The sequence below is a fragment of the Bradyrhizobium sp. ISRA464 genome (assembly GCF_029910095.1).
Lineage (GTDB): Bacteria > Pseudomonadota > Alphaproteobacteria > Rhizobiales > Xanthobacteraceae > Bradyrhizobium.
Genome location: NZ_CP094526.1, coordinates 1,016,916 through 1,043,626, shown reverse-complemented (window position 1 = coordinate 1,043,626; position 26,711 = coordinate 1,016,916). Strand labels below are relative to the sequence as shown.

Annotated in this window: 25 protein-coding genes; 10 read left to right on the top strand and 15 right to left on the bottom strand. The window is 64.9% G+C overall.

From position 1 onward, the window contains the following. The first annotated feature begins 43 nt into the window (after nucleotides 1-43). Nucleotides 44-823, top strand: a complete 780-nt coding sequence (locus tag MTX19_RS04870; protein ID WP_280982657.1) for an SDR family NAD(P)-dependent oxidoreductase — start codon at nucleotides 44-46, stop codon at nucleotides 821-823. Nucleotides 824-1,008: 185 nt separating this feature from the next. Beyond that, on the top strand, nucleotides 1,009-1,896 hold the full coding sequence (locus MTX19_RS04865; RefSeq protein WP_280982656.1) for a TauD/TfdA family dioxygenase: 888 nt from the start codon (nucleotides 1,009-1,011) through the stop codon (nucleotides 1,894-1,896). A gap of 148 nt (nucleotides 1,897-2,044) precedes the next feature. Here MTX19_RS04865 and MTX19_RS04860 read toward each other — a convergent pair whose 3' ends face one another. After that, nucleotides 2,045-2,695, bottom strand: coding sequence for a YqgE/AlgH family protein (locus tag MTX19_RS04860; RefSeq protein ID WP_280974189.1), 651 nt, complete (start codon nucleotides 2,693-2,695; stop codon nucleotides 2,045-2,047). Nucleotides 2,696-2,831: 136 nt separating this feature from the next. Here MTX19_RS04860 and MTX19_RS04855 point away from each other — a divergent pair, with 136 nt between their 5' ends. Then, nucleotides 2,832-3,671: a protein-disulfide reductase DsbD domain-containing protein gene (locus MTX19_RS04855; protein WP_280982655.1), complete on the top strand. Its 840-nt coding sequence runs from the start codon at nucleotides 2,832-2,834 to the stop codon at nucleotides 3,669-3,671. Between the two features lie 111 nt (nucleotides 3,672-3,782). Next, nucleotides 3,783-5,174: an oligosaccharide flippase family protein gene (locus tag MTX19_RS04850; RefSeq protein WP_280982654.1), complete on the top strand. Its 1,392-nt coding sequence runs from the start codon at nucleotides 3,783-3,785 to the stop codon at nucleotides 5,172-5,174. 93 nt (nucleotides 5,175-5,267) lie between these two features. Here the strand turns inward: MTX19_RS04850 and MTX19_RS04845 are convergent, their stop codons facing one another. From MTX19_RS04845 to cysG, 12 genes are all read right to left on the bottom strand, one after another. Then, on the bottom strand, nucleotides 5,268-6,056 hold the full coding sequence (locus tag MTX19_RS04845; protein ID WP_280982653.1) for a 3-hydroxybutyrate dehydrogenase: 789 nt from the start codon (nucleotides 6,054-6,056) through the stop codon (nucleotides 5,268-5,270). 12 nt (nucleotides 6,057-6,068) lie between these two features. Next, nucleotides 6,069-7,238: a DUF3734 domain-containing protein gene (locus MTX19_RS04840; protein ID WP_280985861.1), complete on the bottom strand. Its 1,170-nt coding sequence runs from the start codon at nucleotides 7,236-7,238 to the stop codon at nucleotides 6,069-6,071. A gap of 105 nt (nucleotides 7,239-7,343) precedes the next feature. Continuing rightward, on the bottom strand, nucleotides 7,344-7,841 hold the full coding sequence (locus MTX19_RS04835) for a CAP domain-containing protein (protein ID WP_280985860.1): 498 nt from the start codon (nucleotides 7,839-7,841) through the stop codon (nucleotides 7,344-7,346). Nucleotides 7,842-8,160: 319 nt separating this feature from the next. Next, nucleotides 8,161-9,210 (bottom strand): sulfate ABC transporter ATP-binding protein, encoded by a 1,050-nt coding sequence (locus tag MTX19_RS04830; protein WP_280982651.1) that lies wholly within the window; start codon nucleotides 9,208-9,210, stop codon nucleotides 8,161-8,163. Then, nucleotides 9,200-10,162, bottom strand: a complete 963-nt coding sequence (gene cysW / locus MTX19_RS04825) for a sulfate ABC transporter permease subunit CysW (protein WP_280982650.1) — start codon at nucleotides 10,160-10,162, stop codon at nucleotides 9,200-9,202. Before cysW ends, MTX19_RS04830 begins: the two co-directional genes overlap by 11 nt. Before the next feature lie 11 nt (nucleotides 10,163-10,173). Next, entirely contained in the window at nucleotides 10,174-11,010 is an 837-nt protein-coding gene (cysT, locus tag MTX19_RS04820) for a sulfate ABC transporter permease subunit CysT (RefSeq protein ID WP_280982649.1), read from the bottom strand. A gap of 36 nt (nucleotides 11,011-11,046) precedes the next feature. Then, on the bottom strand, nucleotides 11,047-12,036 hold the full coding sequence (locus MTX19_RS04815; protein ID WP_280982648.1) for a sulfate ABC transporter substrate-binding protein: 990 nt from the start codon (nucleotides 12,034-12,036) through the stop codon (nucleotides 11,047-11,049). Between the two features lie 260 nt (nucleotides 12,037-12,296). Further along, nucleotides 12,297-13,028: a phosphoadenylyl-sulfate reductase gene (locus tag MTX19_RS04810; protein ID WP_280982647.1), complete on the bottom strand. Its 732-nt coding sequence runs from the start codon at nucleotides 13,026-13,028 to the stop codon at nucleotides 12,297-12,299. After that, nucleotides 13,025-13,540 (bottom strand): DUF934 domain-containing protein, encoded by a 516-nt coding sequence (locus MTX19_RS04805; RefSeq protein WP_280982646.1) that lies wholly within the window; start codon nucleotides 13,538-13,540, stop codon nucleotides 13,025-13,027. Before MTX19_RS04805 ends, MTX19_RS04810 begins: the two co-directional genes overlap by 4 nt. After that, nucleotides 13,527-15,182, bottom strand: a complete 1,656-nt coding sequence (locus MTX19_RS04800) for a nitrite/sulfite reductase (protein ID WP_280982645.1) — start codon at nucleotides 15,180-15,182, stop codon at nucleotides 13,527-13,529. Before MTX19_RS04800 ends, MTX19_RS04805 begins: the two co-directional genes overlap by 14 nt. Nucleotides 15,183-15,194: 12 nt before the next feature. Then, a complete protein-coding gene (locus MTX19_RS04795) occupies nucleotides 15,195-15,512 on the bottom strand; it encodes a DUF2849 domain-containing protein (protein ID WP_280982644.1) in 318 nt (105 codons plus the stop codon). Then, complete coding sequence (gene cysG / locus MTX19_RS04790) at nucleotides 15,509-16,945, bottom strand: siroheme synthase CysG (protein WP_280982643.1); 1,437 nt, start codon at nucleotides 16,943-16,945, stop codon at nucleotides 15,509-15,511. The genes MTX19_RS04795 and cysG overlap by 4 nt, the downstream gene beginning before the upstream one ends. A 248-nt stretch (nucleotides 16,946-17,193) precedes the next feature. Here cysG and cysD point away from each other — a divergent pair, with 248 nt between their 5' ends. From cysD to MTX19_RS04775, 3 genes are all read left to right on the top strand, one after another. Beyond that, nucleotides 17,194-17,988, top strand: a complete 795-nt coding sequence (cysD, locus tag MTX19_RS04785) for a sulfate adenylyltransferase subunit CysD (protein ID WP_280982642.1) — start codon at nucleotides 17,194-17,196, stop codon at nucleotides 17,986-17,988. Between the two features lie 24 nt (nucleotides 17,989-18,012). Next, entirely contained in the window at nucleotides 18,013-19,932 is a 1,920-nt protein-coding gene (cysC, locus tag MTX19_RS04780) for an adenylyl-sulfate kinase (RefSeq protein ID WP_280982641.1), read from the top strand. 165 nt (nucleotides 19,933-20,097) lie between these two features. Continuing rightward, entirely contained in the window at nucleotides 20,098-22,260 is a 2,163-nt protein-coding gene (locus MTX19_RS04775; protein WP_280982640.1) for a malate synthase G, read from the top strand. 94 nt (nucleotides 22,261-22,354) lie between these two features. On the opposite strand, the gene MTX19_RS04770 is transcribed toward MTX19_RS04775, so the two are convergent. Beyond that, nucleotides 22,355-22,996, bottom strand: a complete 642-nt coding sequence (locus tag MTX19_RS04770) for a DUF2865 domain-containing protein (protein WP_280982639.1) — start codon at nucleotides 22,994-22,996, stop codon at nucleotides 22,355-22,357. An 8-nt stretch (nucleotides 22,997-23,004) separates the two neighbouring features. Then, a complete protein-coding gene (locus MTX19_RS04765; protein ID WP_280982638.1) occupies nucleotides 23,005-23,826 on the bottom strand; it encodes a L,D-transpeptidase in 822 nt (273 codons plus the stop codon). A gap of 228 nt (nucleotides 23,827-24,054) precedes the next feature. Between MTX19_RS04765 and MTX19_RS04760 the strand changes: the two genes are divergently transcribed. The 3 genes from MTX19_RS04760 (at nucleotide 24,055) to MTX19_RS04750 (ending at nucleotide 26,240) form a co-directional block, all read left to right on the top strand. Beyond that, the gene (locus tag MTX19_RS04760) at nucleotides 24,055-25,167 is read left to right on the top strand and encodes an AI-2E family transporter (RefSeq protein ID WP_280974207.1); all 1,113 of its coding nucleotides are present in this window, start codon (nucleotides 24,055-24,057) and stop codon (nucleotides 25,165-25,167) included. Nucleotides 25,168-25,300: 133 nt separating this feature from the next. Then, entirely contained in the window at nucleotides 25,301-25,672 is a 372-nt protein-coding gene (locus MTX19_RS04755) for a DUF883 family protein (RefSeq protein ID WP_280982637.1), read from the top strand. Between the two features lie 130 nt (nucleotides 25,673-25,802). Beyond that, on the top strand, nucleotides 25,803-26,240 hold the full coding sequence (locus MTX19_RS04750; protein WP_280974209.1) for a hypothetical protein: 438 nt from the start codon (nucleotides 25,803-25,805) through the stop codon (nucleotides 26,238-26,240). Nucleotides 26,241-26,711: the final 471 nt, after the last annotated feature.

Sequence of the window (26,711 nt, the reverse complement as noted above, 5' to 3'; positions counted from 1 at the left end):
GTCGGTCTCACAACGCATCAAGCATCCTTCCGCGAGTACGATCATGTCCGAATTCAAGCAGCTCAGCCGTTCGGTGAAGGGCCTCACCATCCTCGTCACCGGCGCCGCCAGCGGCATGGGCCGCGCCACCGCACGCGTGTTCGCCGATGAAGGCGCCAATGTCGCGGTCACCGACCTCACGGCGGAAGGCACGCAGGCCGTGGCCAACGAGATCACCGCGGCGGGCGGTTCGGCAAAAGCCTGGGTGCTCGACGTTGCCGACCGCGACGCGATCACGAAGGTTGTCAATGACGTTGCCGCGCATTTCGGCGGGCTCGACATCATCGTCAACAATGCCGGCATCTCGGTGCGCGTGCCGATCGACGATCCCGCTTACGAGGACGCCTGGGCGAAGGGCATCGCGGTGATGCTGACGGCGCATCCGCGCATCATCCGCGCCGCGCTGCCATATCTGCGCAAGTCGGCTTCGCCGCGCATCGTCAACATCGCCTCGACCGAAGCGCTCGGCGCGACCGCGCTGCACAGCCCCTACTCTGCGGCAAAGGGCGGCGTCACCAGCCTGACCCGCTCGCTCGCGGTGGAGCTCGGGCGCGAAGGCATCACCGTGAACTGCATCTGCCCAGGACCGATCCGCACCGGGATCACCGACCGCATCTCCGAGGAGCACAAGACGATCTACGCCAAGCGCCGCACCGCGCTCGCCCGCTACGGCGATCCGGAAGAGGTCGCGCATATGACGCTGAGCCTGTGCCTGCCCGCCGCCTCCTTCCTGACCGGCGCGGTCATTCCGGTGGACGGTGGCCTGATGGCCAGGAACGCTTGATGCGGGCGCCATAGCTCAGAGCGCGAGCCCGGCGCTTCAACGCCGGAAGACACTTCCGCTGCATCGCAGACACAAATCTGCGCAACCCCGCATGCGGTACGATGCGTTGACAGGCCGCGCGCCGGGAGTAGCCTTCCCGCAAACGAAAGCGGGTAAACCGCCCGCAACGCACGGGGAGATACGCCATGACGGTCCTGATCCGGCAGCTTCACAAGCATTTCGTCGGCGAAGTATCCGGCGTCGATCTGCGCAAGCCGCTGACGAAGCAAGAAGCGATCGACATCGAGGCCGGCATGGACAAGTACGCGGTGCTGGTGTTCCACGGCCAGGACATATCAGACGAGCAGCAACTCGCCTTCGCGCTGAATTTCGGCGAGCGGGAAAAATCCCGCGGCGGCACGGTGACCAAGAAGGAGGACTATCGCCTCTCCTCCGGGCTCAACGACGTGTCCAATCTCGGCAAGGACGGCAAGCCGCTGCCGAAGGATCACCGCACTCATTTGTTTAACCTCGGCAACTGCCTGTGGCATTCAGACAGCTCGTTCCGCGCCATACCGGCTAAGTTCTCGCTCTTGTCAGCGCGCGTGGTGAACCCGAAGGGCGGCAACACCGAATTCGCCGACATGCGCGCCGCCTATGACGCGCTCGACGACGAGACCAAAGCGGAGATCGAGGACCTGATCTGCGAGCACTCGCTGATGTATTCGCGCGGCTCGCTTGGCTTCCTCGACTACTCCGACGAGGAGAAGGAGATGTTCAAGCCGGTGCTGCAGCGCCTGGTGCGCACGCATCCGGTACACGGCCGCAAGTCGCTGTACCTCTCATCCCACGCCGGCGCGATTAAGGGCATGAGCGTACCGGAGGCGCGGCTGCTGCTGCGCGATCTCACCGAGCACGCCACCCAGCCCGAGTTCGTCTATGTGCACAAATGGACCGTGCATGACCTCGTGATGTGGGACAACCGGCAGACCGTGCACCGCGTCCGCCGCTACGACCAGTCGCAACCCCGCGACATGCGCCGCGCCACGGTGGCAGGAACGGCGTCGACGGTGGCGCAGGACGCGGCGGCATAAGCGCGCCGACGCCGCAATATCCATGCCGTCATCGCCCGGCTTGACCGGGCGATCCAGTATTCCAGGACATTTGTGGTTTGCGGACGGGCCGCGGCGTACTGAATGCCCCGCCTTCGCGGGGCATGACACGGAGAGAGCGGCGTACGAGCTACGCGTGCCCGGCGTCGTTCGAGAGCATGCCGAGATCGATGCCGATCTTGCGCAACGCGCGCGCGTACTTCTCGTCGACATCGTCGCCGAAGATCAGATCCGGATCGGCGTCGCAGTGCAGCCAGCCATTGTGCTGGATCTCGTTCTCGAGCTGACCCGGCGCCCAGCCGGCATAGCCGAGCGCGAGGATCGCGTGCCTCGGACCGGCGCCCTTGGCGATCGCCTTGAGGATGTCGACGGTCGCTGTCAGCGAGATGCCGTCGTCGATGTTCAGCGTTGCATCCTGGATGTAGAAGTCGCTGGAATGGAGCACGAAGCCGCGGCCGGTGTCGACCGGGCCGCCCTTCATCACCTTCATCATCTCGGCATTCTCGGGCAGCTTGATCTGGTCCGCCTTCTTGATGATGTCGAGCTGCACCAACAGCCCGGGGAAGTCGATGCTGCCCGCCGGGCGGTTGACGATGATGCCCATGGCGCCCTCGGACGAGTGGGCGCACAGGTAGATCACCGAGCGTTCGAAGCGCGGGTCGCTCATCACCGGCATCGCGATCAGCAACTGCCCATCAAGGTAGCCATCATCGGCTGCGTTGTGACCGATGCCGGCGCTTCTGCCCGTGGCGGTCTTGCGTGTTTTGCCTTCAGGGCTCATCGGCAGAGGCCTTTCCTGCTGATCCGTCATCCTGATATTGGGTGGCGGTTCTGTCAATCAACCTCCGCGGCGGGCGCGGCAATGCATCACAAGCAATTCAATGGTTTGCAACGAAAGTTGCAGGTAAAGACGTCTCATGATCGTCATAGTTCCATTACGGGCCGCATTTGGCTTTGCCGCCTTAATTTTATCCGTCGCATGCATGGCAACGCAGGTTCGTGCCGACGACGCCTCGCCGTGGCAGCAGGATGCGCATTCCGCGGTCAGGCTGCTGGCGGGATCGCGCAGCGGTGCGGTGCTGCTCGGCGGCATCGCCTTCCAGCTCCAGGACGGCTGGAAGACCTATTGGCGGACGCCCGGCGATTCCGGGGTACCGCCAAGGTTCGACTTCTCGAAGTCGAACAATGTCGAGGCCGTGACCGTGATGTGGCCGGCACCGCGGCAATTCGACGACGGCGCCGGCGGAACCTCGCTCGGCTACAAGCATCAGGTGGTGCTGCCGCTGCGCATCGTCGCCAAGAATCCTGACAAGCCGCTGACGCTGCGCGCCGACATCAACTATGCGGTGTGCGAGAAGCTCTGCGTACCCGTGGAAGCGAAGGCCGAGCTGGCGTTCGCGAGCGTCGCCAGCACCGAGGACGGCGCGCTGTCGGAGGCCCTCAACGCGGTGCCGAAGCCCGCCAATATCGGCGATCCCAACCCGATCACGATCCGCGACGTCAAGCGGAACGGGAACAACGTGCTGGTCGATGTCACGGCCCCCGAGACCAAGGATCTCAGCCTGTTCGTCGAGGGGCCGACGCCCGACTGGACACTGCCGGTGCCGAAGCTGGTCGAGCACTCCCCGCCCGGGGTGAAGCGCTTTGCCTTCGCGCTCGACGGCCTGCCCCCCGGCGCCAATCCGGAAGGCGCCGCGCTCAAGCTCACCCTGGTCGGCGGCGACAAGAGCTACGAGTTCAACATCAATTTGAACTGACCCGAGGGGTCCTTCCGCGGCGCGGGGTGCCCGCGCCCAACCCAATCTTAACGTTTCGTTGATAGATCGGGCCATTGCCGCCGCCTCGCGGCGTTCCAGGAATTTCCTGCTTTGGCCGTGATGGATACCCAGCCCGCAACCACTGCGCCGTCAGGCCCGATCGCACGTCTGCGCGGCGTCACCTCGCGCATGCTGGGCGGCACCAACGAGGCCTCCGTCACCAAGCGGCTTGCCGGAACCATCTTCATCATCCGCGTGATCAGCGCCGCCATTGCCTATCTCGCACAGATCCTGCTGGCGCGCTGGATGAGCGGCTCGGACTACGGCATCTATGTCTATGTCTGGACCTGGGTGCTGTTGCTCGGCAGCACGATGGATTTCGGTATCGCGGCCTCTGCGCAGAAGATCATCCCCGAGTACCGAACCAGCGGCGACCACGCCCTGCTGCGCGGCTTCCTCGCCGGCAGCCGCTGGATGACCCTTGGCGCGTCCACCGTCGTGGCGCTGCTGCTCGCGGGTCTGATCCGGCTGCTGTCGCCCTGGATCGACGCCAATACGATCGTGCCGCTCTATATCGGCTGCCTGACGCTGCCGCCCTTCGTCGTCGCCAACACGCAGGACGGAATCTCGCGTGCGCATGACTGGATGCAGCTCGGCCTGATGCCGCAGTTCGTCGTGCGCCAGGGACTGATCATCGGCCTCACCGCCGGGGCGCTGGCGCTCGGCCTCCACCTCGGCGCAACCGTCGCGATGGCCGCGAGCGCGGCGGCGGTGTACATCGCCGCGATCGGCCAGATGATCGTGCTGAACCGCCGCCTCGCCGCGCATATCGAACCCGGCGAGAAGGCCTATGATGTCAGGGGCTGGCTCGCGATCTCGCTGCCGATCCTGCTGGTCGAAAGCTTCTATATGCTGCTGTCCTACACCGACGTGCTGATGCTGCAGCAGTTCCGCCCCTCCGAGGAGGTCGGCATCTACTTTGCCGTGGTGAAGACGCTCGCGCTGGTCTCCTTCATCCATTATGCGATGTCGGCGACGACGGCGCACCGCTTTGCCGAATACCACGCGCTCGGCGACAAGGACCGGCTGTCGGCCTATGTCGCGCATGCGATCAATTGGACGTTCTGGCCCTCGCTGCTCGCGACGGTCACACTCCTGACGTTCGGCAAGCCGCTATTGTGGCTGTTCGGCCGGAATTTCGTGGGTGGCTACGACATCATGCTGGTCGCCGCGATCGGGCTCGTCGTCCGCTCGGCGATCGGGCCGGTGGAGCGGCTGCTCAACATGCTCGGCCAACAGCGTATCTGCGCGACCGCCTATGCCGTGGCCTTCCTGATGAATGTCGGGCTGTGCGTCGCGCTGGTGCCGCGCTACGGCGGCATGGGCGCAGCGGCGTCGACCTCGCTGTCGCTGACATTCGAGACAATCCTGCTGTTCTACGTCGTGCGCTCCCGCCTCGGACTGCATGTGCTGGCCTTCGGCAAGGCGCGGCCAGCGCCATAGCTTTTCCGCCGGCCACAAGCGAAAGCCGGCCCTGATCCAATCAGAGCCGGCTCCGTGTAGCTCACAAATCCCGCGTCCATTTGCGCGGCAGGACTACTCCGCAGTCCAGCCGCCGTCGATCGAGAGGTTGGCGCCGGTGATCTGCGCGGCGTCGTCGCTGCACAGGAACAGCGCGAGGGCTGCGACCTGCTCGGAGGTCACGAACTCCTTGGTCGGCTGCGCGGCCAAGAGCACGTCCTTGATGACCTGCTCCTTGGTCATGTTGCGCGCCTTCATCGTGTCCGGGATCTGGTGCTCGACCAGCGGCGTCCAGACGTAGCCGGGGCTGATGCAGTTGCAGGTGATCTTGTGCTGCGCGACCTCGAGCGCGACCGTCTTGGTGAGGCCGGCGATGCCATGTTTCGCCGATACATAGGCCGACTTGAACGGCGAGGCCACCAGCGAATGCGCCGAGGCGGTGTTGATGATGCGGCCCCAACCGCGCTTCTTCATGCCGGGCACCGCAGCGCGGATGCCGTAGAAGGCGGACGACAGGTTGATCGCGATGATCGCTTCCCACTTCTCCGGCGGAAACTCCTCGATCGGCGAGACGAACTGGATGCCGGCATTGTTGACGAGAATGTCGACCGAGCCGAAGGTCCTCTCGCCGAGCGCGACCATTTCGGCGATCTCCGCCGGCTTGGTCATGTCGGCCGGCGAATGCACGGCCTTCACCTTGAAATCGGTCTCGATGCCGGAGCGTTCCTTCTCGATGTCGGCCGGAACGCCCATGCCATTGAGGACGATGTTGGCGCCGGCGCCGGCGAAGGCGCGCGCATAAGCCAATCCGATGCCGCTGGTCGAGCCTGTCACAACGGCGGTCTTGCCTGTCAGCGTACCCATTCTTGTTCGCTCCTATCTGCTTTCGGGGGGCTTGGGTTCGTCCCCCGTGAGGTCGTAAGTCACCATCGTTTCCCCGGACTGCGGCCGTTCTAGCCATTCTTTGTGACGCATCGACAAATGGACGTCGCGGACGCCGGCGTTCCAGTGCTCGACCATGGCGACATGGGAGAAGTCGTAGTCCTTGGAATTGGTCTCGTAGTTCTTGCTCTTGTAGATCAGGTGAACCACCGTGACGGTGTTCTCCTTCGAGGCCTTGCGCAACAGCTCGACCGAGGGATCGTTCTTCAGGTAGTCCGGCAACTTGCTGATCAGGTCGCGCACCGCCATGCGGGCGTTGTGGATCTGCTTGTTCTTGTCGGTGTTCATCCGCGTCCGGCTGGAATAGCGGATGTCCTTTTCGCGCTCGGCAGCTTCCAGCAACGTCTCCGGCAGCTGGCCCCGCGCGCTGAACAGGTCGACCTGGAAGATCAGGAGATCGCGGTTGACCTCCTCGTCGAGCACGAAATCGAGCGGCGTGTTGGAGGCGATGCCGCCGTCCCAGTAATACTCGCCTTCGATGACGACGGCGGGAAAGCCCGGGGGCAACGCGCCGGACGCCATGATGTGCTCCGGGCCGATTTTCTTGCCCAGCTTCTTGAACTCGTAATTGTCGAAGTAGCGGAAGTTGCCCGAGGTGACGCCGACCGCGCCGACCGACAGGCGGGTCTTCAGATCGTTGATGCGATCGAAATCGACCAGGCGCTCTAGCGTCTTCTTCAGCGGCGCGGTGTCGTAATAGCTCAGCGATTGCGAACTGCCGGGCGGCCACAGCGGCGCCGGCGGAATGCGCGGCGTGAAGAAGCCCGGCACGCCGAAGGTCGCGATGATCGCGGCGCTGGTCTCGTTGAACAGCGAGCGGGCGCGCTGATGGTTCGAGACTGGATTCCAGGGCACCGGCGATGACACCATCTCCCAGAATTCCTTCAAGCGCGGCACCCGCTTGTTGGGCTCGTTGCCGGCGATGATCGCGGCATTGATGGCGCCGATCGAGATGCCCGCGATCCATTCCGGCTCGAAGCCTGCGTGACAGAGCGCCTGGAAGGCGCCGGCCTGGTAGGAGCCGAGCGCACCGCCGCCCTGGAGAACCAGCACGCGCTGCGCATGCGCCGGCGCAGAGGCTGGCGCGGAGTCCGATATGCTCATTCGAAACCGTTCGGTCAGGGAATGACTTCGGCCACACCGTGGCGGCTGTTCGCCGCGGCGTCAATCGGTCAGATGCGACGTTGGATCACGCGGAATTTATCGAGATCAGGTTGCCGCGAGAATGAGCGTCCAGAACACCTTGTATTTGGTGTTCGGAGCATAGACCGCCGCAATGCCGATCTTTGTGACACCGCTCTTCAGCATGTTGGCCTTGTGCGGCGGTGAATCGCGCCAACCCGAAAACGCTTCCGCGAGCGTGTGGTAGCCGGCGGAGATGTTTTCAACCGCGACCGTCGCGGGATACCCCCCGGCCTCCAGCCGCTTGCCGAGCGGGGCCTTCACGTCGTGATCCATCTTGTTGCGCGCCGCCATCGCCTGCGACTGCTGCTCCGCGAGCCTGACCAGGTCCGGATCCACCACGACAGTGCCGAGCCCGTTGTTCTGGCGGTATTGGGAGAACATGATAGCCGCTGCCTGGGTGTCCAGGACCGCGCCGGGCTGAGCCATGTTCATATACATGGCTGGCTCTTCCGGGATCTTGGTCTCAACGGCGCAGCCGGCAAGCACCAGAAGCCCGAAAAGGGCGACGATCGTCCGTTTCACTGAGAACCCCCCAAGGTTGGCGGGCCGTTGTTGCATGCCAACCGTGGCTGAATGGTGAACAGGGGCTCATTTTCAGCCAGGAGCTGCCGTCATTCCGGGGCGCGAAGCGAACCTCAGATGCGCATTTGCGCATCGGGGAATCTCAAGATTCCGGGTTCGATGCTGGCGCATCGCCCCGGAATGACGAGTGTATCATCTTGAGCAAGCCCGTAGCCCGGATGGAGCGAAGCGCAATCCGGGGACCACGCCACGCGGCTGGATCGTCCCGGATTTCGCTTCGCTCCATCCGGGCTACAGGCTTACGGATGTCCGATGGAGGCTACCCCTGGGCCGCGAAGATCCGGTAGCGGCGGGGCTGCAGCGAGACGATTTCGCCGGCCTGGAGCTCGCGATCGCGGGGGGCGTCGATCTCGATCACGGTCTTGCCCTCGCTCCCGGCCAGCGTGACCTCGGCGCGCTGGATCGGGCCGAATGAGCGGACATGCCGGATGGCGCCTTCCAGCGCGCCGGCTCCCGCCGGACCGATCGCCATGTCATGGCGGCGGACGAACAGCCTCGCCGCGCCCGGCGCTACACCATGGGCCAGGAGGTTCAGCGGGCGGCCATCCAGCCGCACAGCGTCGCCGCTGACATCGACCGGGAGCACGATGGATTCGCCGATGAAGCCGTGCACGAAGGCGGTCGCCGGATTGTCATAGACGTCGCCGGGCGAGCCGATCTGCTCGATCCGGCCCCTGTCCATCACGACCACGCGGTTGGCGACCTCGAGCGCTTCCTCCTGATCGTGCGTGACGAAGATCGAGGTGACATGGATCTCGTTGTGCAGCGAGCGCAGCCATTGCCTGAGCTCCTTGCGCACCTTGGCATCGAGCGCGCCGAAGGGTTCGTCGAGCAGCAGGATCCGCGGCTCGATCGCGAGCGCGCGCGCCAGTGCAATGCGCTGACGCTGGCCGCCGGACAATTGATTGGGATAGCGGTTGGCGAGCCAATCGAGCTGCACCAGATCGAGCAGCTCCTTGACGCGGGCGCGGATCGTCGCCTCGTCCTTGCGGATCGCGCGCGGCTGCACGCGCAAGCCGAAGGCGACATTCTCGAACACCGTCATGTGGCGGAACAGCGCGTAGTGCTGGAACACGAAGCCGACCTGGCGCTCGCTGGCACCGCGGGTCAGCGCATTCTCGCCGTCTATCGCGACCTCGCCGGTATCAGGCCAGTCCAGCCCGGCGATGATCCGCAGCAGCGTCGTCTTGCCGGAGCCGGAGGGCCCGAGCAGCGCCAACAGCTCGCCGTCGGCAACCTTGAGATCGACATTGTCGAGCGCGGCAAAGCTGCCGAACCTCTTCACGATGTTCCTGACTTCAATCGCCATCGGGCGCCTCACCTTCATCCAGCCGCCGCTCGAGGATGGTCTTCACCACCAGCGTGATCAGCGCCAGCATCGCGAGCAGCGACGCGATCGCGAACGACGATACGAACTGATATTCGTTGTAGAGAATCTCGACCAGGAGCGGCATCGTGTTGGTCTCGCCGCGAATGTGACCCGAGACCACCGACACCGCACCGAATTCGCCCATCGCGCGCGCGTTGCAGAGCAGGACGCCGTAGAGCAGGCCCCATTTGATGTTGGGCAATGTGACACGGAAGAAGGTCTGCAGGCCCGATGCGCCGAGCGAGATCGCCGCCTCCTCTTCCTGCGTGCCCTGCTCCTGCATCAGCGGGATCAGCGCGCGCGCCACGAACGGGAAGGTGACGAACACCGTCGCCAGCGCAATGCCGGGCACCGCGAACAGGATATGGACGTCGTGCGCCTGCAGCCACGGGCCGAAGTAGCCCTGCGCGCCGAACAGCAGCACGAAGACGAGGCCCGAGATCACGGGAGAGACCGAGAACGGCAGGTCGATCAGTGTGATCAGGAAGGTCTTGCCGGTGAATTCGAATTTCGAGATCGCCCAGGCCGCGATCACGCCGAACACGAGGTTGAGCGTGACCGAGATCGCAGCGATCAGCAGCGTCAGCCAGATCGCCGCCAGCGCCTCGGGCTCGGCCAGCGCGGCGAGATAGGCGCCGATGCCCTTCGAGAAAGCCGAGGCAAATACAACGACCAGCGGTAGCACGACGAACACGCTGAGGAAGGTCAACGCCAGCGCGATGATGATGAAGCGCACCGGTCCCGGCTCGGTGCGCAGATTGCGCGGCGCGGTGACCGGCTGGGCGCGCGCAATCTCCAGGCGCGGCGCCGGAGCCGCCACGCCGACGTCGGTCGCGGGCGCGTAGGTCCGCAACTGCGGCGTCGAGGAGACCAGTCCCGCTTGCAACGACATCGCGGAGTCCCTCAATGCACGGGAATGCGGGCCTGCGCCCAACGCTGCAGGCAGTTGATCAGGAAGATGATCATTAACGAGGCCACCAGCATCACGACCGCGATCGCGGTGGCGTCGGCATAGCGGAATTCGGACAGCCGGATCACGATCAGAAGCGGCGCGATCTCGGAGACATTGGGCAGATTGCCGGCGATGAAGATCACCGAGCCATATTCACCGATGGCGCGGGCAAAGGCGAGCGCGAAGCCGGTGAGCAACGCCGGGATCAGGCTCGGCAGGATGACGCGGAACACGGTGTGCCAGCGGTTGGCCCCGAGGCTTGCCGCGGCCTCCTCGATCTCGGGATCGAGATCGATCAAGACCGGCTGCACCGTGCGCACGACGAAGGGGATGCCGATGAAGATCATCGCGACGAAGATGCCGATCGGTGTGAAGGCGACCTTGATGCCGAGCTCGGCGAGCGGCGCGCCGAGCCAGCCCTTCTGCGCGAACAGCTGCGTCAGCGCGACGCCGGCAACCGCTGTCGGCAAAGCGAACGGAATGTCGACGATGGCATCGAACAGCCGCCGGCCCGGAAAGCGGTACCGCACCAGCGCCCAGACGATGATGGTGCCCATCACCAGATTGACGCAGGCTGCGGCAAACGACAGACCGAACGAAATCTTCAACGCGCTCAGGGTGCGGCGGCTAGTGATGATGCCCCAGAACTGATCGAGGCTGAGCTCGAAAGTTTTCAGGAACAGGCCGGCCAGCGGGATCAGGATGATGACGGACAGCCATGTCAGGGTCAGTCCCATGGTGAGACCGAACCCCGGCAAGGTGCTGCGCCGTGCGACCGCTATGCTCACAAATCCCCCTGTTGGCCAGTGCTTCGGGTCAGCCGATCAGTTCTTGTAGATCTGATCGAAGATGCCGCCCTCGGCGAAGTGATCTTTCTGCGCCTTGGTCCAACCGCCGAAAACGTCGTCGATGGTGAAAAGTTCAACCTTGGCGAAGGATTTTTCGTACTCCTTGGCGATCTCGGGATCGCGCGGCCGATAGGAATTGCGGGCGGCGATCTCCTGGCCTTCCTTGGTGTACCAATACTTCAGATAGGCTTCGGCGACGGCGCGCGTGCCCTTCTTGTCGGCAACCTTATCGACCACGGCGACCGGCGGCTCGGCGAGGATCGACTGCGGCGGCGCCACGATCTCGAACTTGTCCTGGCCGAATTCGCGTTGCGCCAGGAAGGCTTCGTTCTCCCATGCGAGCAGCACGTCGCCGACGCCGCGCTCGACGAAGGTCACCGTCGAGCCGCGCGCACCGGTGTCGAGCACGGGAACGTTCTGGTAGAGATCGGCGACGAACTTCTTCGCCTTCTCGACTGATCCGTATTTCTTCTGTGCGTAGCCCCAGGCGGCCAGATAGTTCCAGCGCGCACCGCCCGATGTCTTCGGGTTCGGCGTAATCACGGCAACGCCGGGCTTGATCAAATCATCCCAATCCTTGATCCCTTTGGGATTGCCCTTGCGCACCAGGAACACGATGGTCGAGGTGTAGGGTGAGGCGTTGAGCGGCAGCCGCTTCTGCCAATCGGCGGCGAGAAGGCCCTTCGATGCAATCGCATCGATGTCGTAGGCGAGCGCCAGCGTGACGATATCCGCCTGCAACCCGTCGATCACGGAACGCGCCTGCGAGCCGGATCCGCCATGCGACTGCTTGATCTCGACGGTCTTGCCGGTTTCCTTGTGATACGCCGCGGCGAACGCCTTGTTGAAATCGACGTAGAGCTCACGCGTCGGATCATAGGACACGTTGAGCAGCGAATAGTCGGCGGCGAAGGCCGAGCTTGCCCACAACAATCCCACAACCAGCGGCAGGATACGACGGATCATTTCTCTCTCCATTCAACCCGAGAATGTCGGGGAACACGCCCGGACATAACTCGCGGTGAAGTGGCCCTAAGTCAACGAAACCGCTTTTCATTGTTTGCGGCCGCGCAGCGCAGCTGTGCTACGGAGCCGTCGCGCTGCGAAGTCTTTGTCGTGTGACGCTTCGTTTGAGCATGATCTCCGCGCAAACGCTTTGTGTTTGTCGCGAGGCAAAACCGCTTCACACTTTGCGCGAGCGCGGCCCTCCGGGTCCGGATCATGCTCTACGAAATCTTGGCCGTATGGATGCCGCATTCCGTCTTCGCCCGGCCACGCCAGCGGCCGGCACGTGCATCCTCACCGGGTGCGGACCGGCTGCTGCAAGGCATACACCCGACCGAGAGATAACCCGATGCGACAAGTGGATGCGGTGGCAGCTTGCCGAGCGTGTAGATCGCCTCGATCTCCTCGCGCGAGACGTTGGCGAACGGGTTGAACTTCAGCCGCGCGCCGTCGTCCTCGACGACCGGGATGTCGGCACGGGCACCGCCCTGGAACCGCTTGCGGCCATTGATCCAGGCCGAGAACGGCTTCAACGCCCGCGCCAACGGCTCGACCTTGCGGATCCGGCAGCAAGCGTCGGGATCGGTGAACCACAGCTCGCGGTCGGGATCCTCGCGCGACAGCGTCTCTTCGAGCGGCTTGATCGAGCGCACATCGGTGAGGCCGAGCGTTGCGATCAGCGTGTCGCGGTAGGCGAGCGTCTCCTCGAACAGCCAGCCGGTATCGAGGAACACAACGGGGATCGACGGATCGACATCCGCCATCACCTTGAGCAGCGCGGCGGACTCGGTGCCGAACGACGACACCAGCGCTAAGTGCTCGCGGCCGACTGTCTTCAGCGCGGTGGCGATCACCTCGGCGGGCGAGGCCGCGCGCAGCGCTTGATTGAGCGCATCGGCTGATGGCAACGTGCCGGGCTGCGGCGACGTCAACTCTGGTGCGACGATGCTCACTGGCCAGCACTCTCCGAGTGGCGGAGCTGCATGCGGCGGTTGAGCGCGGTGACGCGGCCATCGCCGGTCGGCTGGTAGAACACCGAATAACGCTTCATGGTCTCGGCGAAGGCATCGGCGTCCGCCTCCTTCTTCACCTCGAAGGCGTCGAAGCCGGCGCGTGTCATGAACACGAACTGGTCGCGCAGCACCTGGCCGGTGGCGCGCAGCTCGCCGTCATAGCCGTGACGCTCGCGCAACAGGCGCGCCTGGCTGTAGGCGCGGCCGTCGCGGAAGGTCGGGAACACCAGCGCGACCGCCGCGAGACGATCGAGATACGGCACCAGCTCGTCGAGATCGCGGTTGTTCGGCCAGACCACGCCGGTCTTGCCGGAGCGGCGCAGCAGCGCCTCCGGATCGGTGAGGAACCGCTCCGCCGTGACCAGAATCGCCCCGTCGCCCGGCAGCTCGGCGCCGTCGGCGACATGGACGAAGAGATCGGTGGTGATCCGTCCGTTCTTAACGAGTGGCATAGACGCGCTCCCTGAAAGGCTCGACGCCCAGACGCTTCACCGTATCGACGAACAATTCCTCGGGACGGTCGCGCAGCGCGAGATAGGCTTCAACAATGTCTTCGATCACGTCAGCCACTTCAGCGAACGGAACGGCCGGGCCGATCAGCGTGCCCATCTGCGCGTTCTCGTCGGCGCGGCCGCCGATCGTGATCTGGTAGAATTCCTCGCCGTTCTTCTCGACGCCGAGAATGCCGATATGGCCGACATGGTGATGGCCGCAGGCATTGATGCAGCCGGAGATGTTGATGTGCAGCCGGCCGATCAGGTCGGCGGTGTCATGGTTGGCGAAGCGGCGCGTCAGCTCCTGCGCGATCGGGATCGAGCGGGCGTTCGCCAGCGAGCAGTAATCCAGCCCGGGGCAGGCGATGATATCAGTGACGAGGTTGACGTTCGGCGTGGCGAGGCCGAGCCGGTCGAGCGCCTTGAACAGCGCCGGCAGGTCGCGCTTGGCGACATGCGGCAGCGCCAGGTTCTGCTCGTGGCCGACGCGAATTTCTCCGAACGAATATCTGTCGGCGAGGTCGGCGATCGCGTCCATCTGCTCGGCGGTGGCATCGCCGGGCGGGCCGCCGACCGGCTTCAGCGACAGCGTCACGATCGAATAGCCCTGCACCTTGTGCGGCGCCACCGAATTCTTGCGCCAGCGCTCGAACAGCGGATCAGCCGCGGCCCGCTTCAGCTCGTCCGGCATGTGCGGCAGCTTCTCGTAGGTCGGATAGGAGAAGCGGGAGCGGACTTCCTCGATGGCGGCACGATCGAGCGCGAGCCCGACATCGCCCATCTGCTGCCATTCCTCCTCGACCTCGCGCGCGAACTTCTCGATGCCGAGCTCGTGCACCAGGATCTTGATGCGCGCCTTGTAGATGTTGTCGCGGCGGCCGTACTGGTTGTAGACGCGCAGGATCGCCTCGACATAGCTCAGAATGTCGCGGCCGTGCACGAACGGCTTGATCGACTTGGCGATGAACGGCGTGCGGCCGAGGCCGCCGCCGACCAGCACCTCGAAGCCGGTCTCGCCGTCGGCATTCTTGTGCAGACGCAGGCCGATATCGTGAATCTTGATCGCGGCGCGGTCATGCTCGGAGGCCGTGATCGCGATCTTGAACTTGCGCGGCAGGAACGAGAACTCCGGGTGCAGCGTGGTGTGCTGGCGCAAGAGCTCCGACCAGATGCGGGGATCCTCGATCTCGCCCGGCGCGACGCCGGCCCACTGATCCGAGGTGACGTTGCGCATGTTGTTGCCGGAGGTCTGCATCGCATGGATGCCGACCTCGGCGAGATCGGCGAGCGCATCCGGCAGCTCGGCGAGCTTGATCCAGTTGAACTGGATGTTCTGCCGCGTGGTGAAGTGGCCGTAGCCGCGGTCATAGCGGCGCGCGACATGGGCGAGCCGGCGCAGCTGCTTCGACGACAGCGTGCCGTAGGGGATCGCGACGCGGAACATGTAGGCATGCAGCTGCAAATACACGCCGTTCTGCAGCCGCAGCAGCTTGAATTCGTCCTCGGTGAGCTCGCCGGAGAGGCGGCGCTTCACCTGGTCGCGGAATTCCGAAACGCGCTCGTTGATGAGCGTGCGGTCGAGTTCGTCATATGCATACATGATCGATGAACCTTACGCCGGCACCCGGAGGTCGATGGTGACGCCCTTGGCGCGGATGTGTTCGCGGAGATTACCGGGCTTGATCTTGCCGCCGTCCTTGAGCTCGACCGGCGCGATATAGGCGCCGACCGCGCCGACATCGTCGGCCACCGCGTCGGCCAGCAGGGCACGTGCATCGTCGGACGTGCTCACGATCGCCGCGTCGGGCAGATCGGTCGACCAGCCCTTCTGCGCGGTGCGGTACACCACGGCGCCGTCCCAGGTGCGGTTGGCGGTCACCACCGACGGCCCAGTGATCCTGATTTTCTTTTGTTCGAGCGGAGAGGTCATTGGGCAGCTTCCAGCAGTTCTGTGATGACTTGGTTGAGGTTGGATTGACGCCAGGGCGCGGAATGCGCGACCACGTCGCCAATGATGAGGATGGCGGGACCGCCATCGATTTTCTTGACCAGCTCGGGCAGCCGCGCGAGCGTGCCGACCGCGGCCTTGGCGTCCGGGCGCGTCACGCGCGCGAACACGCCGACCGGCGTTTCCGGCGAGCGCCCTGCGGCGAGCAGGCCGGCGCGGATCGAGGGCGCCGCGGTCGTGCCCATGTAGACGACGACAGTCATCTTCCTGTCGGTCAGCACCGACCAATCGACGACTTCAGCGTCGCGCGCCTTGTGCGCGGTGAGAAAGGTGATGCGCAGCGCCTCGTGCCGATAGGTCAGCGGTGCCTCGAACTGCGCAGCAGCGCCGAGGCCGGCCGTGATGCCGGGAACGACGGAAAAGGCAATGCCGGCGTCGCGCAGCGCCTCGATCTCCTCGCCGCCGCGGCCGAACACGAAGGGATCGCCGCCCTTCAGCCGCACCGCGCGCTGGCCCGACTTCGCAGCCTCGATCATCAGCTTGTTGATGGCGTCCTGGCCGATGCCGGGCTTGCCGACACGGCGGCCGACCGGAATGCGCGCGGCATCGCGCCTGATCCGGTCCAGAATCTCTGGCGACACCAGCTCGTCGTAGAACACGACGTCGGCGTCCTGCAGCGCGCGCAGCGCTTTGACGGTGAGCAAATCGGGATCGCCCGGACCGGCGCCGACCAGCGTCACATGGCCCTCGGCCTGTCCTTCATTATTCGCGCCGGCAAATGCGGCGGGATCGGCGATGGCGGTCAGCGCCTGCTCGGCCTCGTCGTTGCGGCCGGCCAGCACGAGTGCGCCAATCGGACCGTCAACAATGCGCTCCCAGAAGCGGCGGCGGAGCGAAAACTCAGGAATATGGGCGTGGATCGACTTGCGGAAGCGCCCGATGAAACCGGCGAGATCGCCGATGCGCGCCGGCAGCACCGCCTCGATGCGCTCGCGCACGCGGCGAGCCACCACGGGCGACGCGCCGCCGGTCCCGACCGCAACGACGACATCGCCGCGATCGACGATCGCCGGGAAGATGAAACTGGAATGCGCGAGGTCGTCCATCACGTTGACCGGCAGGCCAACCGCCTTCGCACGTGCCGACATCGCGACGCCGACGTCGCCCGCACCGGCGCACAGAATGGCGATGACATCGGAGAGATCGGCGGCGAGCGGATCACCCTCGACGCGTTCGATGCGCGCCGCTTCGCCTGCTGCGAGGCCCGCGAGATCACGATCGCCGTCGGTCGCATACCAGCGGACGTCGGCGCCCGCAGCCACGAGCAGGCGCAACTTGGCGCGCGCAAGCTCGCCAGCTCCGACGAGCAGCACTTTGCCGCGTTGCAGATCCAAAAAGACGGGCAGGTATCGCATCAGACACTCGCTTCCCCAACTTGGGGGTTGACTGAAATTATTTTCTATTTATCTCTCGATCAAGGCCGATAAAGAGAAAATTATTTCTTCTCTATTGCGGCGCAACTTTAGAATTTTCACCCCCACGGGCCAAGGGCCGATAGATGCATCTTCTCGACAACGAATCCGCCGCCGCCGGATCGCGGCCCGCAGCCCTTCCGAAAGCATCTTCCGTGCCGAATTTTTCGGCCGGGCGGGATGCGCCGACGATGGATCACCTCGACGAGCTCGAGGCGCAGAGCATCTACATTTTGCGCGAGGCGTTCGCGCGGCTGAAGAAGCTCGCCCTGCTGTGGTCGCTCGGCAAAGATTCGAACGTGATGATCTGGCTGGCACGGAAGGCGTTCTTCGGCCGCGTCCCGTTCCCGGCATTGCATGTCGACACCGGCAAGAAGTTTCCGGAGATGTATGCGTTCCGCGATCACTTCGGAAAGGAATGGGACCTCGACCTGCGCGTCGAGCCCTGCCCGCCGATCGACAGCGTCGATCCGACCCTGCCGCCGGCCGCGCGCTCCGCCGCGCGCAAGACCGAAGGCCTCAAACTGGCGCTGGTCAAGCACGGCTTTGACGGACTGATCGCGGGCATCCGCCGCGACGAGGAGGCGACGCGCGCCAAGGAGCGCGTGTTCTCGCCGCGCGCCGTCGAGGGTGGATGGGACGTGCGCGACCAGCCGCCGGAATTCTGGGATCATTTCAATGCCTCGCCGCCACAGGGTGCGCACTTGCGCATTCATCCGATCCTGCATTGGACCGAGGCCGACATCTGGGCCTACACCAAGCGCGAGAACATCCCGATCATCCCGCTCTATCTCGCCAGGGACGGCAAGCGCTATCGCTCGCTGGGCGATGCCGACATCACCTTCCCGGTCGCATCCACCGCATCCAACATCGACGAAATCCTGACCGAGCTCGACGGCACCAAGATCCCAGAACGCGCCGGCCGCGCGCTCGACCACGAGACCGAGGATGCGTTCGAGCGGCTGCGTGTCGCCGGTTATCTCTGATCTCACATTGGCGCGAGCGTTTCGATGAACATGATCCTTCCCACCGCCTCGATTTCGGCAACGCCCAACGGCACCACGCGGCCGCAGGTTCGCATCGTCATCGTCGGCCATGTCGATCACGGCAAATCCACTCTCGTCGGCCGCCTGCTGCATGAGACCGGCAGCCTGCCCGACGGCAAGCTGGAAATGCTGAAGGCGGTCAGCGCGCGGCGCGGCATGCCGTTCGAATGGTCGTTCCTGCTGGATGCGCTGCAGACCGAGCGCGACCAGGGCATCACCATCGACACCACACAGATCCGCTTCCGCACCCGCTCGCGCGACGTCGTGCTGATCGACGCGCCCGGTCACGCCGAATTCCTGCGCAATATGATCACCGGTGCCTCGCAAGCCGACGGCGCGGTGCTGATCATCGACGCGCTGGAAGGCGTGCGGGACCAGACGCGGCGGCACGGCTATCTGCTGCATCTGCTCGGCGTGAAGCAGGTTGCGGTGGTCGTCAACAAGATGGACCGGGTCGATTTCAGCGCCATCAGGTTCAAGGAGATCAGCGACGAGATTTCGGCGCACCTGATCGGCCTCGGCGTTACACCGTCCGCGGTGATCCCGATCTCCGCACGCGACGGCGACGGCGTCGCCGAGCATACCCCGCGGATCGGCTGGTACTCCGGACCAAGCGTCGTCGAGGCCCTCGATGCGCTCGAGCCAGCGCGGCCGCTAGCGCAGCTTCCGCTGCGGCTGCCGGCGCAGGCGATCTACAAGTTCGACGACCGCCGCATCATCGCAGGTCGCATCGAGTCCGGCAGCCTCAAGGCGGGCGACGAGATCGTGATCATGCCGGCTGGCAAGATCGCCAGGATCAAGACGGTCGAGAGCTGGCCGGTGACGCCGGTGGACGGTCCGCAGACCGCGGGACGTTCGGTCGGCATCACGCTCGACCGCGAGCTGTTCATCGAACGCGGCGACATCATCGGCCATCCCGGACAGAGCCCGCGCGACACCCGCCGCATCCGCGCGCGCATCTTCTGGCTGCACGACAAGCCGCTCACCAAGGGCGAGCAGATCCTGATCCGCCTCGGCACCAGGGAGAGCCGCGCCACCGTCGTCGCGATCGAGAAGGCGATCGATCCCGGCGCGCTGTCGAATGAGGAGAATGCGGCGATCGCGCGCAACCATGTCGGCGAGATCGACATCTCGCTGGCACAGCCGGTCGCCACCGATCCCTACACCGAGAATCCGCGCACCGGCCGCCTGGTGATCGAGGTCAACGGCCGCATCGCCGGCGGCGGCCTCGTGCTGTCGGTCGACGCCGGCCGTCCTGCCGTGCCTGTCGACATCGTGCCGGTCGAATCCGCGCTGCGCCCCGACGAGCGCTCCGCGCGCTATCGCCACAACGGCGCGGTGATCTGGCTAACCGGCCTGCCCGGCTCCGGCAAGTCGACGCTGGCGCGTGCGCTGGAGCGGCGGCTGTTCGGCAATGGTGGCTCGCCGATCCTGCTCGACGGCGACACGCTGCGTGCCGGGCTCAACGGCGATCTCGGCTTCTCGCCGCAGGATCGAGCTGAGAACATCCGCCGTCTCGCCGAGGTCGCGACCCATCTCGCCCGCAACGGCCATATCGCGATCGTCGCCGCGGTGTCGCCATCGGCAGCCGATCGTGCGGCAGCGCGTCGCATCGCCGACAGCGCGTTCCGCGAGATCTACGTTGCGACGCCGGCCGAGGTTTGCGAGACCCGCGACCCCAAGGGCCATTACGCCAAGGCCCGCTCGGGCGCGCTGCAGGGCTTTACCGGCATCGCCAACGACTATCAGCCGCCGACCGGCAACGAGCTGACCATCGACACCTCGAACCGCTCGGTCGCGGACGCCACCGACGAGATCGAGCGGATGTTGGCCAGGACCGGCATTGTGTTCGACGAACTGACCGATCTGGCGGCGAATATCTGACGTCTTCGACCTGTCGTCGCCCGGCGCGCCCGGGCGACGAAGGGGCCTTCTCAGAGCCGTGTTTTTAGGGCTAAAAGGGCCGTGAACGCGGCCCTTTGGCGCGTTTTTTGCTGTTTTCGCTTGAAAACGGCCTCGAAACGCCCGGTTCTTTTGAGAAAGCCCATCATGACTCGTGTCGACGCCCACGGATTGAAGATCGCCCCTGTCCTGTTCGATTTCATCGCCAAGGAGGCGACACCCAAAACCGGGATCGCGCCTGATGCGTTCTGGGCCGGACTGGCCGCCATCATCCAGAAGCTCGGGCCGCGGAACCGCGAGCTGCTAGCCGTCCGCGACACGCTGCAGGCCAAGATCGACGACTGGCATCGCGCCCACAAGGGCAAGGCCTTCGATATCAACGCCTACACCGCATTCCTGAAGGAGATCGGCTATCTCCTGCCTGAGCCGGCGACCCACAAGGTCGAGACCGCCAATGTCGACGAGGAGATCGGCAAGATCTGCGGCCCGCAGCTCGTGGTGCCGCTCACCAATGCCCGTTACGCGCTGAACGCCGCGAACGCGCGCTGGGGCTCGCTCTACGACGCCTTCTACGGCACCGACGCGATCCCGCATGATCCGAGCGAGTCCGGCAAGGGCTACAACAAGGCGCGCGGCGACAAGGTGATCGCCAAGGCCAAGACTTTCCTCGATGCCGCGGCGCCGCTTGCGACCGGAAGCCACACCGATGTCACCTCCTACACCGTAGTCTCCGGCCAGCTCTCCGCCAAGCTGAAGAGCGGCAGTGCCACCGCGCTGAAGAACGGCGCGCAGTTCGCCGGCTACCAGGGCGATGCCGCCGCACCCAGCGCGATCCTGCTCGTCAACAACGGCCTGCATGTCGAGATCAAGATCGACCGCAACAATCCGATCGGCAAGGACGATCCGGCCGGTGTCGCCGACATGATCATGGAAGCCGCCATTTCCACCATCCTCGACATGGAAGACTCGGTCGCCGCCGTCGATGCCGAGGACAAGGTGCTGGTCTATCGCAACACGCTCGGCCTGATGAACGGCACGCTGTCGGCGGATTTCGAGAAGGGCGGCAAGACCATGACCCGCTCGCTCAATCCCGACCGCGTCTACAAGACGCCCGCTGGCGGCGAATTGAAGCTGCACGGCCGCAGCCTGCTCTTGATGCGCAATGTCGGCCACCACATGTTCACCGACGCCGTGCTCGACGCCAAGGGCGAAGAGATTCCGGAAGGCATTCTGGACGCCGCCGTGGCCGGCCTGCTCGCAATCCACGACCTCAAGGGCAACTCCAAGGTCAAGAACAGCCGCACCGGCTCGGCCTACATCGTCAAGCCGAAGATGCACGGCCCCGACGAGGTGCAGCTCACCTGCGACCTGTTCGCCGAAGTCGAGAAGATGCTCGGACTGCCGGAGAACACGCTGAAGGTCGGCATCATGGACGAGGAGCGCCGCACCACGGTCAACCTCAAGGCCTGCATCCAGCGCGCGTCCAAGCGCATCATGTTCATCAACACCGGCTTCCTCGACCGCACCGGCGACGAGATCCACACCTCGATGGAAGCAGGTCCGATGATCCGCAAGAACGACATGAAGGCGCAGCCCTGGATCAAGGCCTATGAGGACTGGAACGTCGACATCGGCCTGATCGACGGCCTGCCCGGCCACGCCCAGATCGGCAAGGGCATGTGGGCGGCGCCCGACAAGATGGCGGACATGCTCACACAAAAGCTCGGCCACCCGCAGGCTGGCGCCACCACCGCCTGGGTGCCGTCGCCGACCGCGGCGACGCTGCATGCGCTGCATTACCACCAGGTCAACGTGATCGCCCGGCAGCAGGAGATCGCCAAGGGCGGCCAACGCGCCAAGCTCTCCGACATCCTCACCATCCCGGTGTCGCAGTCGAACTGGGCGCCCGATGACGTGAAGCAGGAGATCGACAACAACTGCCAGGGCATCCTCGGCTATGTCGTGCGCTGGATCGACCAGGGCGTCGGCTGCTCCAAGGTGCCCGACATCCACGATGTCGGCCTGATGGAAGACCGCGCCACCCTGCGCATCTCGAGCCAGCATCTGGCGAACTGGCTGCATCAGGGCGTCATCACGAAGGACCAGGTGATGGAGTCCTTGAAGCGCATGGCCGTCGTGGTCGACAAGCAGAATGCCGGCGATCCGCTCTACCGGCCGATGGCGCCCTCGTTCGACGGCGTCGCCTTCAAGGCCGCCTGCGACCTCGTGTTCAAGGGCCGCGAGCAGCCGAACGGCTACACCGAATACATCCTCACCGCGCGCCGCCGCGAGGCCAAGGCCGCGGGCTGATTTGCGCGCCCGCGACAACGTGACAAGCACAAGCCCCGGCGTGAAGCCGGGGCTTTTTTGTTGGAGATACCCTTCCGGCAGGCACCGACGTCCGCTACTCCCGCGCCACCACAGGCGGATACCCATACCTGGCACGGATACGCTCCGGCACCGGCGTGAAGTTGAGCTGCGCTCCACGCCGGTCCGCACCGCGGCCAACCGACATCAGCCCATCCTTGCCGGCGACGATGTCGCCCTTGCGCAGGGTCGGATCGTCCTCGATCTTGACCGCGGCCAGCCCGACCGAATCCTTGCCGTTGCAGGTGCAGCCCGCGACAATCTCGTCGCGATAGCGGAATGCGTTGGGCAGTTCGGAGTATGGCTGTCCGTTTTCGGCGGCGGCATTGTCGATGCTGCTGCCGTAGACGACCTTGGTCTCGCTCGCCGGGCAGAAGCTGTTGCAGATCTCCGCCTTGCTCACTTTGCCGGAGGTCGAGATCGGGAAGTAGCGGCCGTCGCAGGTCCGCACGCAATAGGCCTGGCCGCCGCCAGTGCTGCCATAGCGGGGACGCTCGACCCGCGGCGCGACGGGCGCGTTGCCGTCGTCGAACGGCACGCGGATGAGCGGCGGGCGTCCCTGCATCAGGCCGCCGAACAGCTCCGAGAAAAAGTCCTGGGCCTGCGCGGCGGGTGCGAGCGAGAGGCCGAACAATGCGACCGTCCCGCGCACCCACCGCTTGGTATTCCATTTCACCATGCCGATCCTCAATACAGCGCGGACGAGACCGGGATGTTCATCGCCTGGCGACCCGAGCGCTGCGTCATCACCGTAGGTCGCGGCGGCATCGGAGCCGGGCGCACCGAGATCTCGGTCGTCGTCGGACCGAGCTCGCGTGCGGCGACATGCGGCCCGTTCTTCGGCAGCACCACAACCCTGGTCCCGACATTGACGCGGCTGAACAGATCGGTGACGTCCTCATTGGTCAGGCGAATGCAGCCCGACGACACGAACTTGCCGATCGTCGTCGGATCGTTGGTGCCGTGGATACGGTATTCGCTCGAGCCGAGATACATCGCCCGCGCGCCGAGCGGATTGCCCGGACCGCCCGCCATGAAGCGCGGCAGATAGGGCTGACGCTTGATCATCTCGGCCGGCGGATGCCAATCCGGCCACTCCGCCTTGCGGCTGATGCTCTGCACGCCGGACCAGGTGAAGCCCGCGCGGCCGACGCCGACGCCGTAGCGGATCGCGCGGCCACCGCCGAGCACGTAATAGAGCGCGGTGTTGCCGGTGTCGATGATGATGGTGCCCGGCGCCTCGGTCGTGTTGAGCGCGACGGTGGTGCGGCGGAAGCGCGCCGGCAGAGCACCGTCCTCGGTCGCGGGATCGTTCAACACCTCGTCGCTCGGAAACGCGCCTGATTGGGTCGACGCGTAGCCAAACGCCCGGGGATTGGCCTGCGCGTTGGCCGCGCTGGTGGCGATGAATGGCGTCACGAACAGGACGCTGGCGAAGGCAAGAGTGCGGGCAAGGGTGCGCGTGGCGCGCGACGAAAGCCGGCGGCTGAAGAGAGACTCCTGTGTCATGTGCTGCCCCTGAAGGGATGCGCATCGTGGTGATGCGATGGCGGACAAACGCGCGTTGCCGCCATGCGGTTCCGCCGCGAATCGTCGCAAAGCCGCGACTGTCAACCCACGCAGCCTCACGATTCCGCGATGGAACCTTCGTCCGGATGCACCGTTGTCGTTTGGTAATTCGACGCGCGGGGCGACTTCGCGGCGCGGATGTGTTTATCCCCGCGCGGGAGAGGTCTGGTGCGCGTCCTTCCAAGTGAACGTTTCCTCGCCGATACGCCGGAGGGCACCCCGGTCCCCGACAGCAAGGCCGAACGGCCGCCAGTGATCCGCCGCGCCGAGGTCGTGGCCTTCGCGCTGGTCGCGCTTCTCGTGATCGTCGTCGTTGTGGTGCTCTATCTGGCACGCGCATTCTTCCTGCCGATCACCATGGCTTTCATCATCGGCACCATGTTGTCGCCGGCGGCGAGCTTCCTCGAACGCTACCGGATCCCGCGCCCGCTCGGTGCGGTGCTGCTCGTGATCGCGGTCGGAGCGGCGGTTGCCTTCCTGGTCGGGCTGATCTCGTCGCCGATCGTGGAGTGGAGCTCGCGGTTGCCGGAGCTCGGCGCGATCCTGAAGCAAAAGCTGCACGTGTTCGACCCCCTCCTTGCGCTTTGGCAGGAGCTGCAGAGCATGGTCGGCGGCTCCGAGACGCTCCCCGCCTTCCAGCTCCCGAAGTTCGAATGGGTGCAGCCGACGCTGGAATTCCTGTCACCGACCTTCGCCGAATTCCTGCTTTTCATCGCGACCCTGATCCTGTTCATCGCGAGCTGGAAGGATCTGCGTCGCACGCTGGTCATGACCTTCCGCGAGCGGCAGGCGCGGCTGCGTGTGCTGCGGATCCTGAACGAGCTCGAGACGCATCTCGGCAACTACCTGCTGACCGTGACCGTGATCAACACCGGCGTCGGCATCGTCACCGGGGCGATCTGCGCGATGACGGGCATGCCGAGCCCGGCAGGTCTCGGCGCGCTCGCCGCGACGCTGAACTTCATCCCGATCATCGGACCGGTCGCGATGTTCGTGGTGCTGGTCGTGATCGGAATCATCGCCTTGCCAACCATCGCTGCCGGACTGATCGCGCCGGCCTGCTTCACGGTCGTGACCTTCCTGGAAGGACATTTCATCACCCCGACCATCGTCGGCCGCCGGCTGTCGTTGAATGCGCTCGCGGTCTTCCTCGCGCTGGCGTTCTGGACCTGGCTATGGGGCCCGATGGGCGCCTTTCTGTCGTCGCCGCTTTTGATCGTCGGGCTCATCGTGAAAGAACATTTGATGCCGGTCAATTCTCCGCAATTGCCTGAAGGCTAGAAGCGTTTTCAAGCGAAATGGGCACCGGTTCGCGTGAAGAGAACGCGTCAAACGAGAATGCGCGGTTTCACCGCAGGAACATTGGCGATGGCGCGGCGTTTTTTCAACGCAGGGTTTTCCGGGAGTGCTTTCGATGTCGGGCACGGACAGCGCATTTGGGATCAAGAACATGACGGACAAAGCGACCTACGAACGTCTCGAGAAGGATGTCACCGCCGTGAAGAACGATATCGCCGCCCTCACCGAACAGATCACCCAAGCGCTCAATTCGTTTGCCGGAAATGCCGGCAAGCAGGCCCGCCGCCGCTACAGCGAGACGCGCGCCAACGCGGAATCCGCGCTCGACGACATGTCGGAGCGCGGCGGCGCGATGATGGGCGCGGCGCAGGATGCAGCCTCCTCGATCGAGGAGACACTGGAAGAGGTGATCACGCAGCGGCCGCTTGCGACTGTCGGCCTCGCGCTCGGCCTCGGCTTTCTGATCGGCCTCACCTGGCGCCGGTAAACGACCAATGGCTTCCGGCGAGTAAGGTCAGCGATGGCAATCATGCACAAACCACGCCTCATAGCGCGTTGGCGACGCTGGCGCGCCGCCGCGTCGTTTGTCGAAGCACTTTACAGGGCAAGGCATCGCAATGCTTCAGCGGCTGATCGATGACGTCAAGCAATCCGCCGGGAACGCTCTGCGGCTGACCTCGCTCGCCGGCGCCGTCGCGGCTGCGCTGTTCATCACCATCGTCTTCCTGTGCGCGGCCGCCTTCGTATTCGTGCTGCAGCACTACGGCCCGGTGGAGGCATGCCTTGCCGGTGCCGCGCTGTTCTTCGTGGTCACGCTGATCGCCGCCATAGCGTACACAGTACGCAAGCGCGAGATGCGGCGGCAGGCCGAGAAGGCCGCCAAGGCTGCTGCGGCCAACGCTCTTACCGACCCGGTGGTGATCGCCACCGGCTTGCAGATCGTCCGCGCCATCGGCGCCAAGCGGCTGATCCCGATCCTGGCGGTGGGCGGCCTCGCACTCGGCCTGATGGCAAGCCGCAGCGCTGCCGGCAGCAACGAGCCGACGGAAAAGTAGCGGCCCGCGCGGTTGTTCCGGCGGATGGCCGGAAACGACGTCGCGGATGGACCTCGATTTAGCGATTTAAAATGTCAAACAGCGCGGTGTCATCACCCGCGCATGCGGGTGATCCAGTATTCCAGAGACGTGGAGCTTGACCGAGAGGCCGCGGCGTACCGGGTCGCCCGGTCGAGCCGGGCGATGACAGAAGTGGATGGGGACGCAGCTTCGCATTCTCGCGACATGATCTGTCCGAGGCCTGCATTTCGTTTCGCCCTCTCTTGAACAGAGGGCGCAGGGAAAGCCGGGTGCCGATCGCACCCATGGGTCCCGTGTAGTAAAAACGCGGGAGGTAGGACCACAGGTGAAACCGGAGCAATCCCGGCTTTCCCTGCGCGATGGTTTACGGCTTATACGTGCTCTCCCCGGCGAGACTGGGCTTTGTTGTCACCGTCATCAGCGAGAGGTCTTGCCTCTTGCTGATGAGAC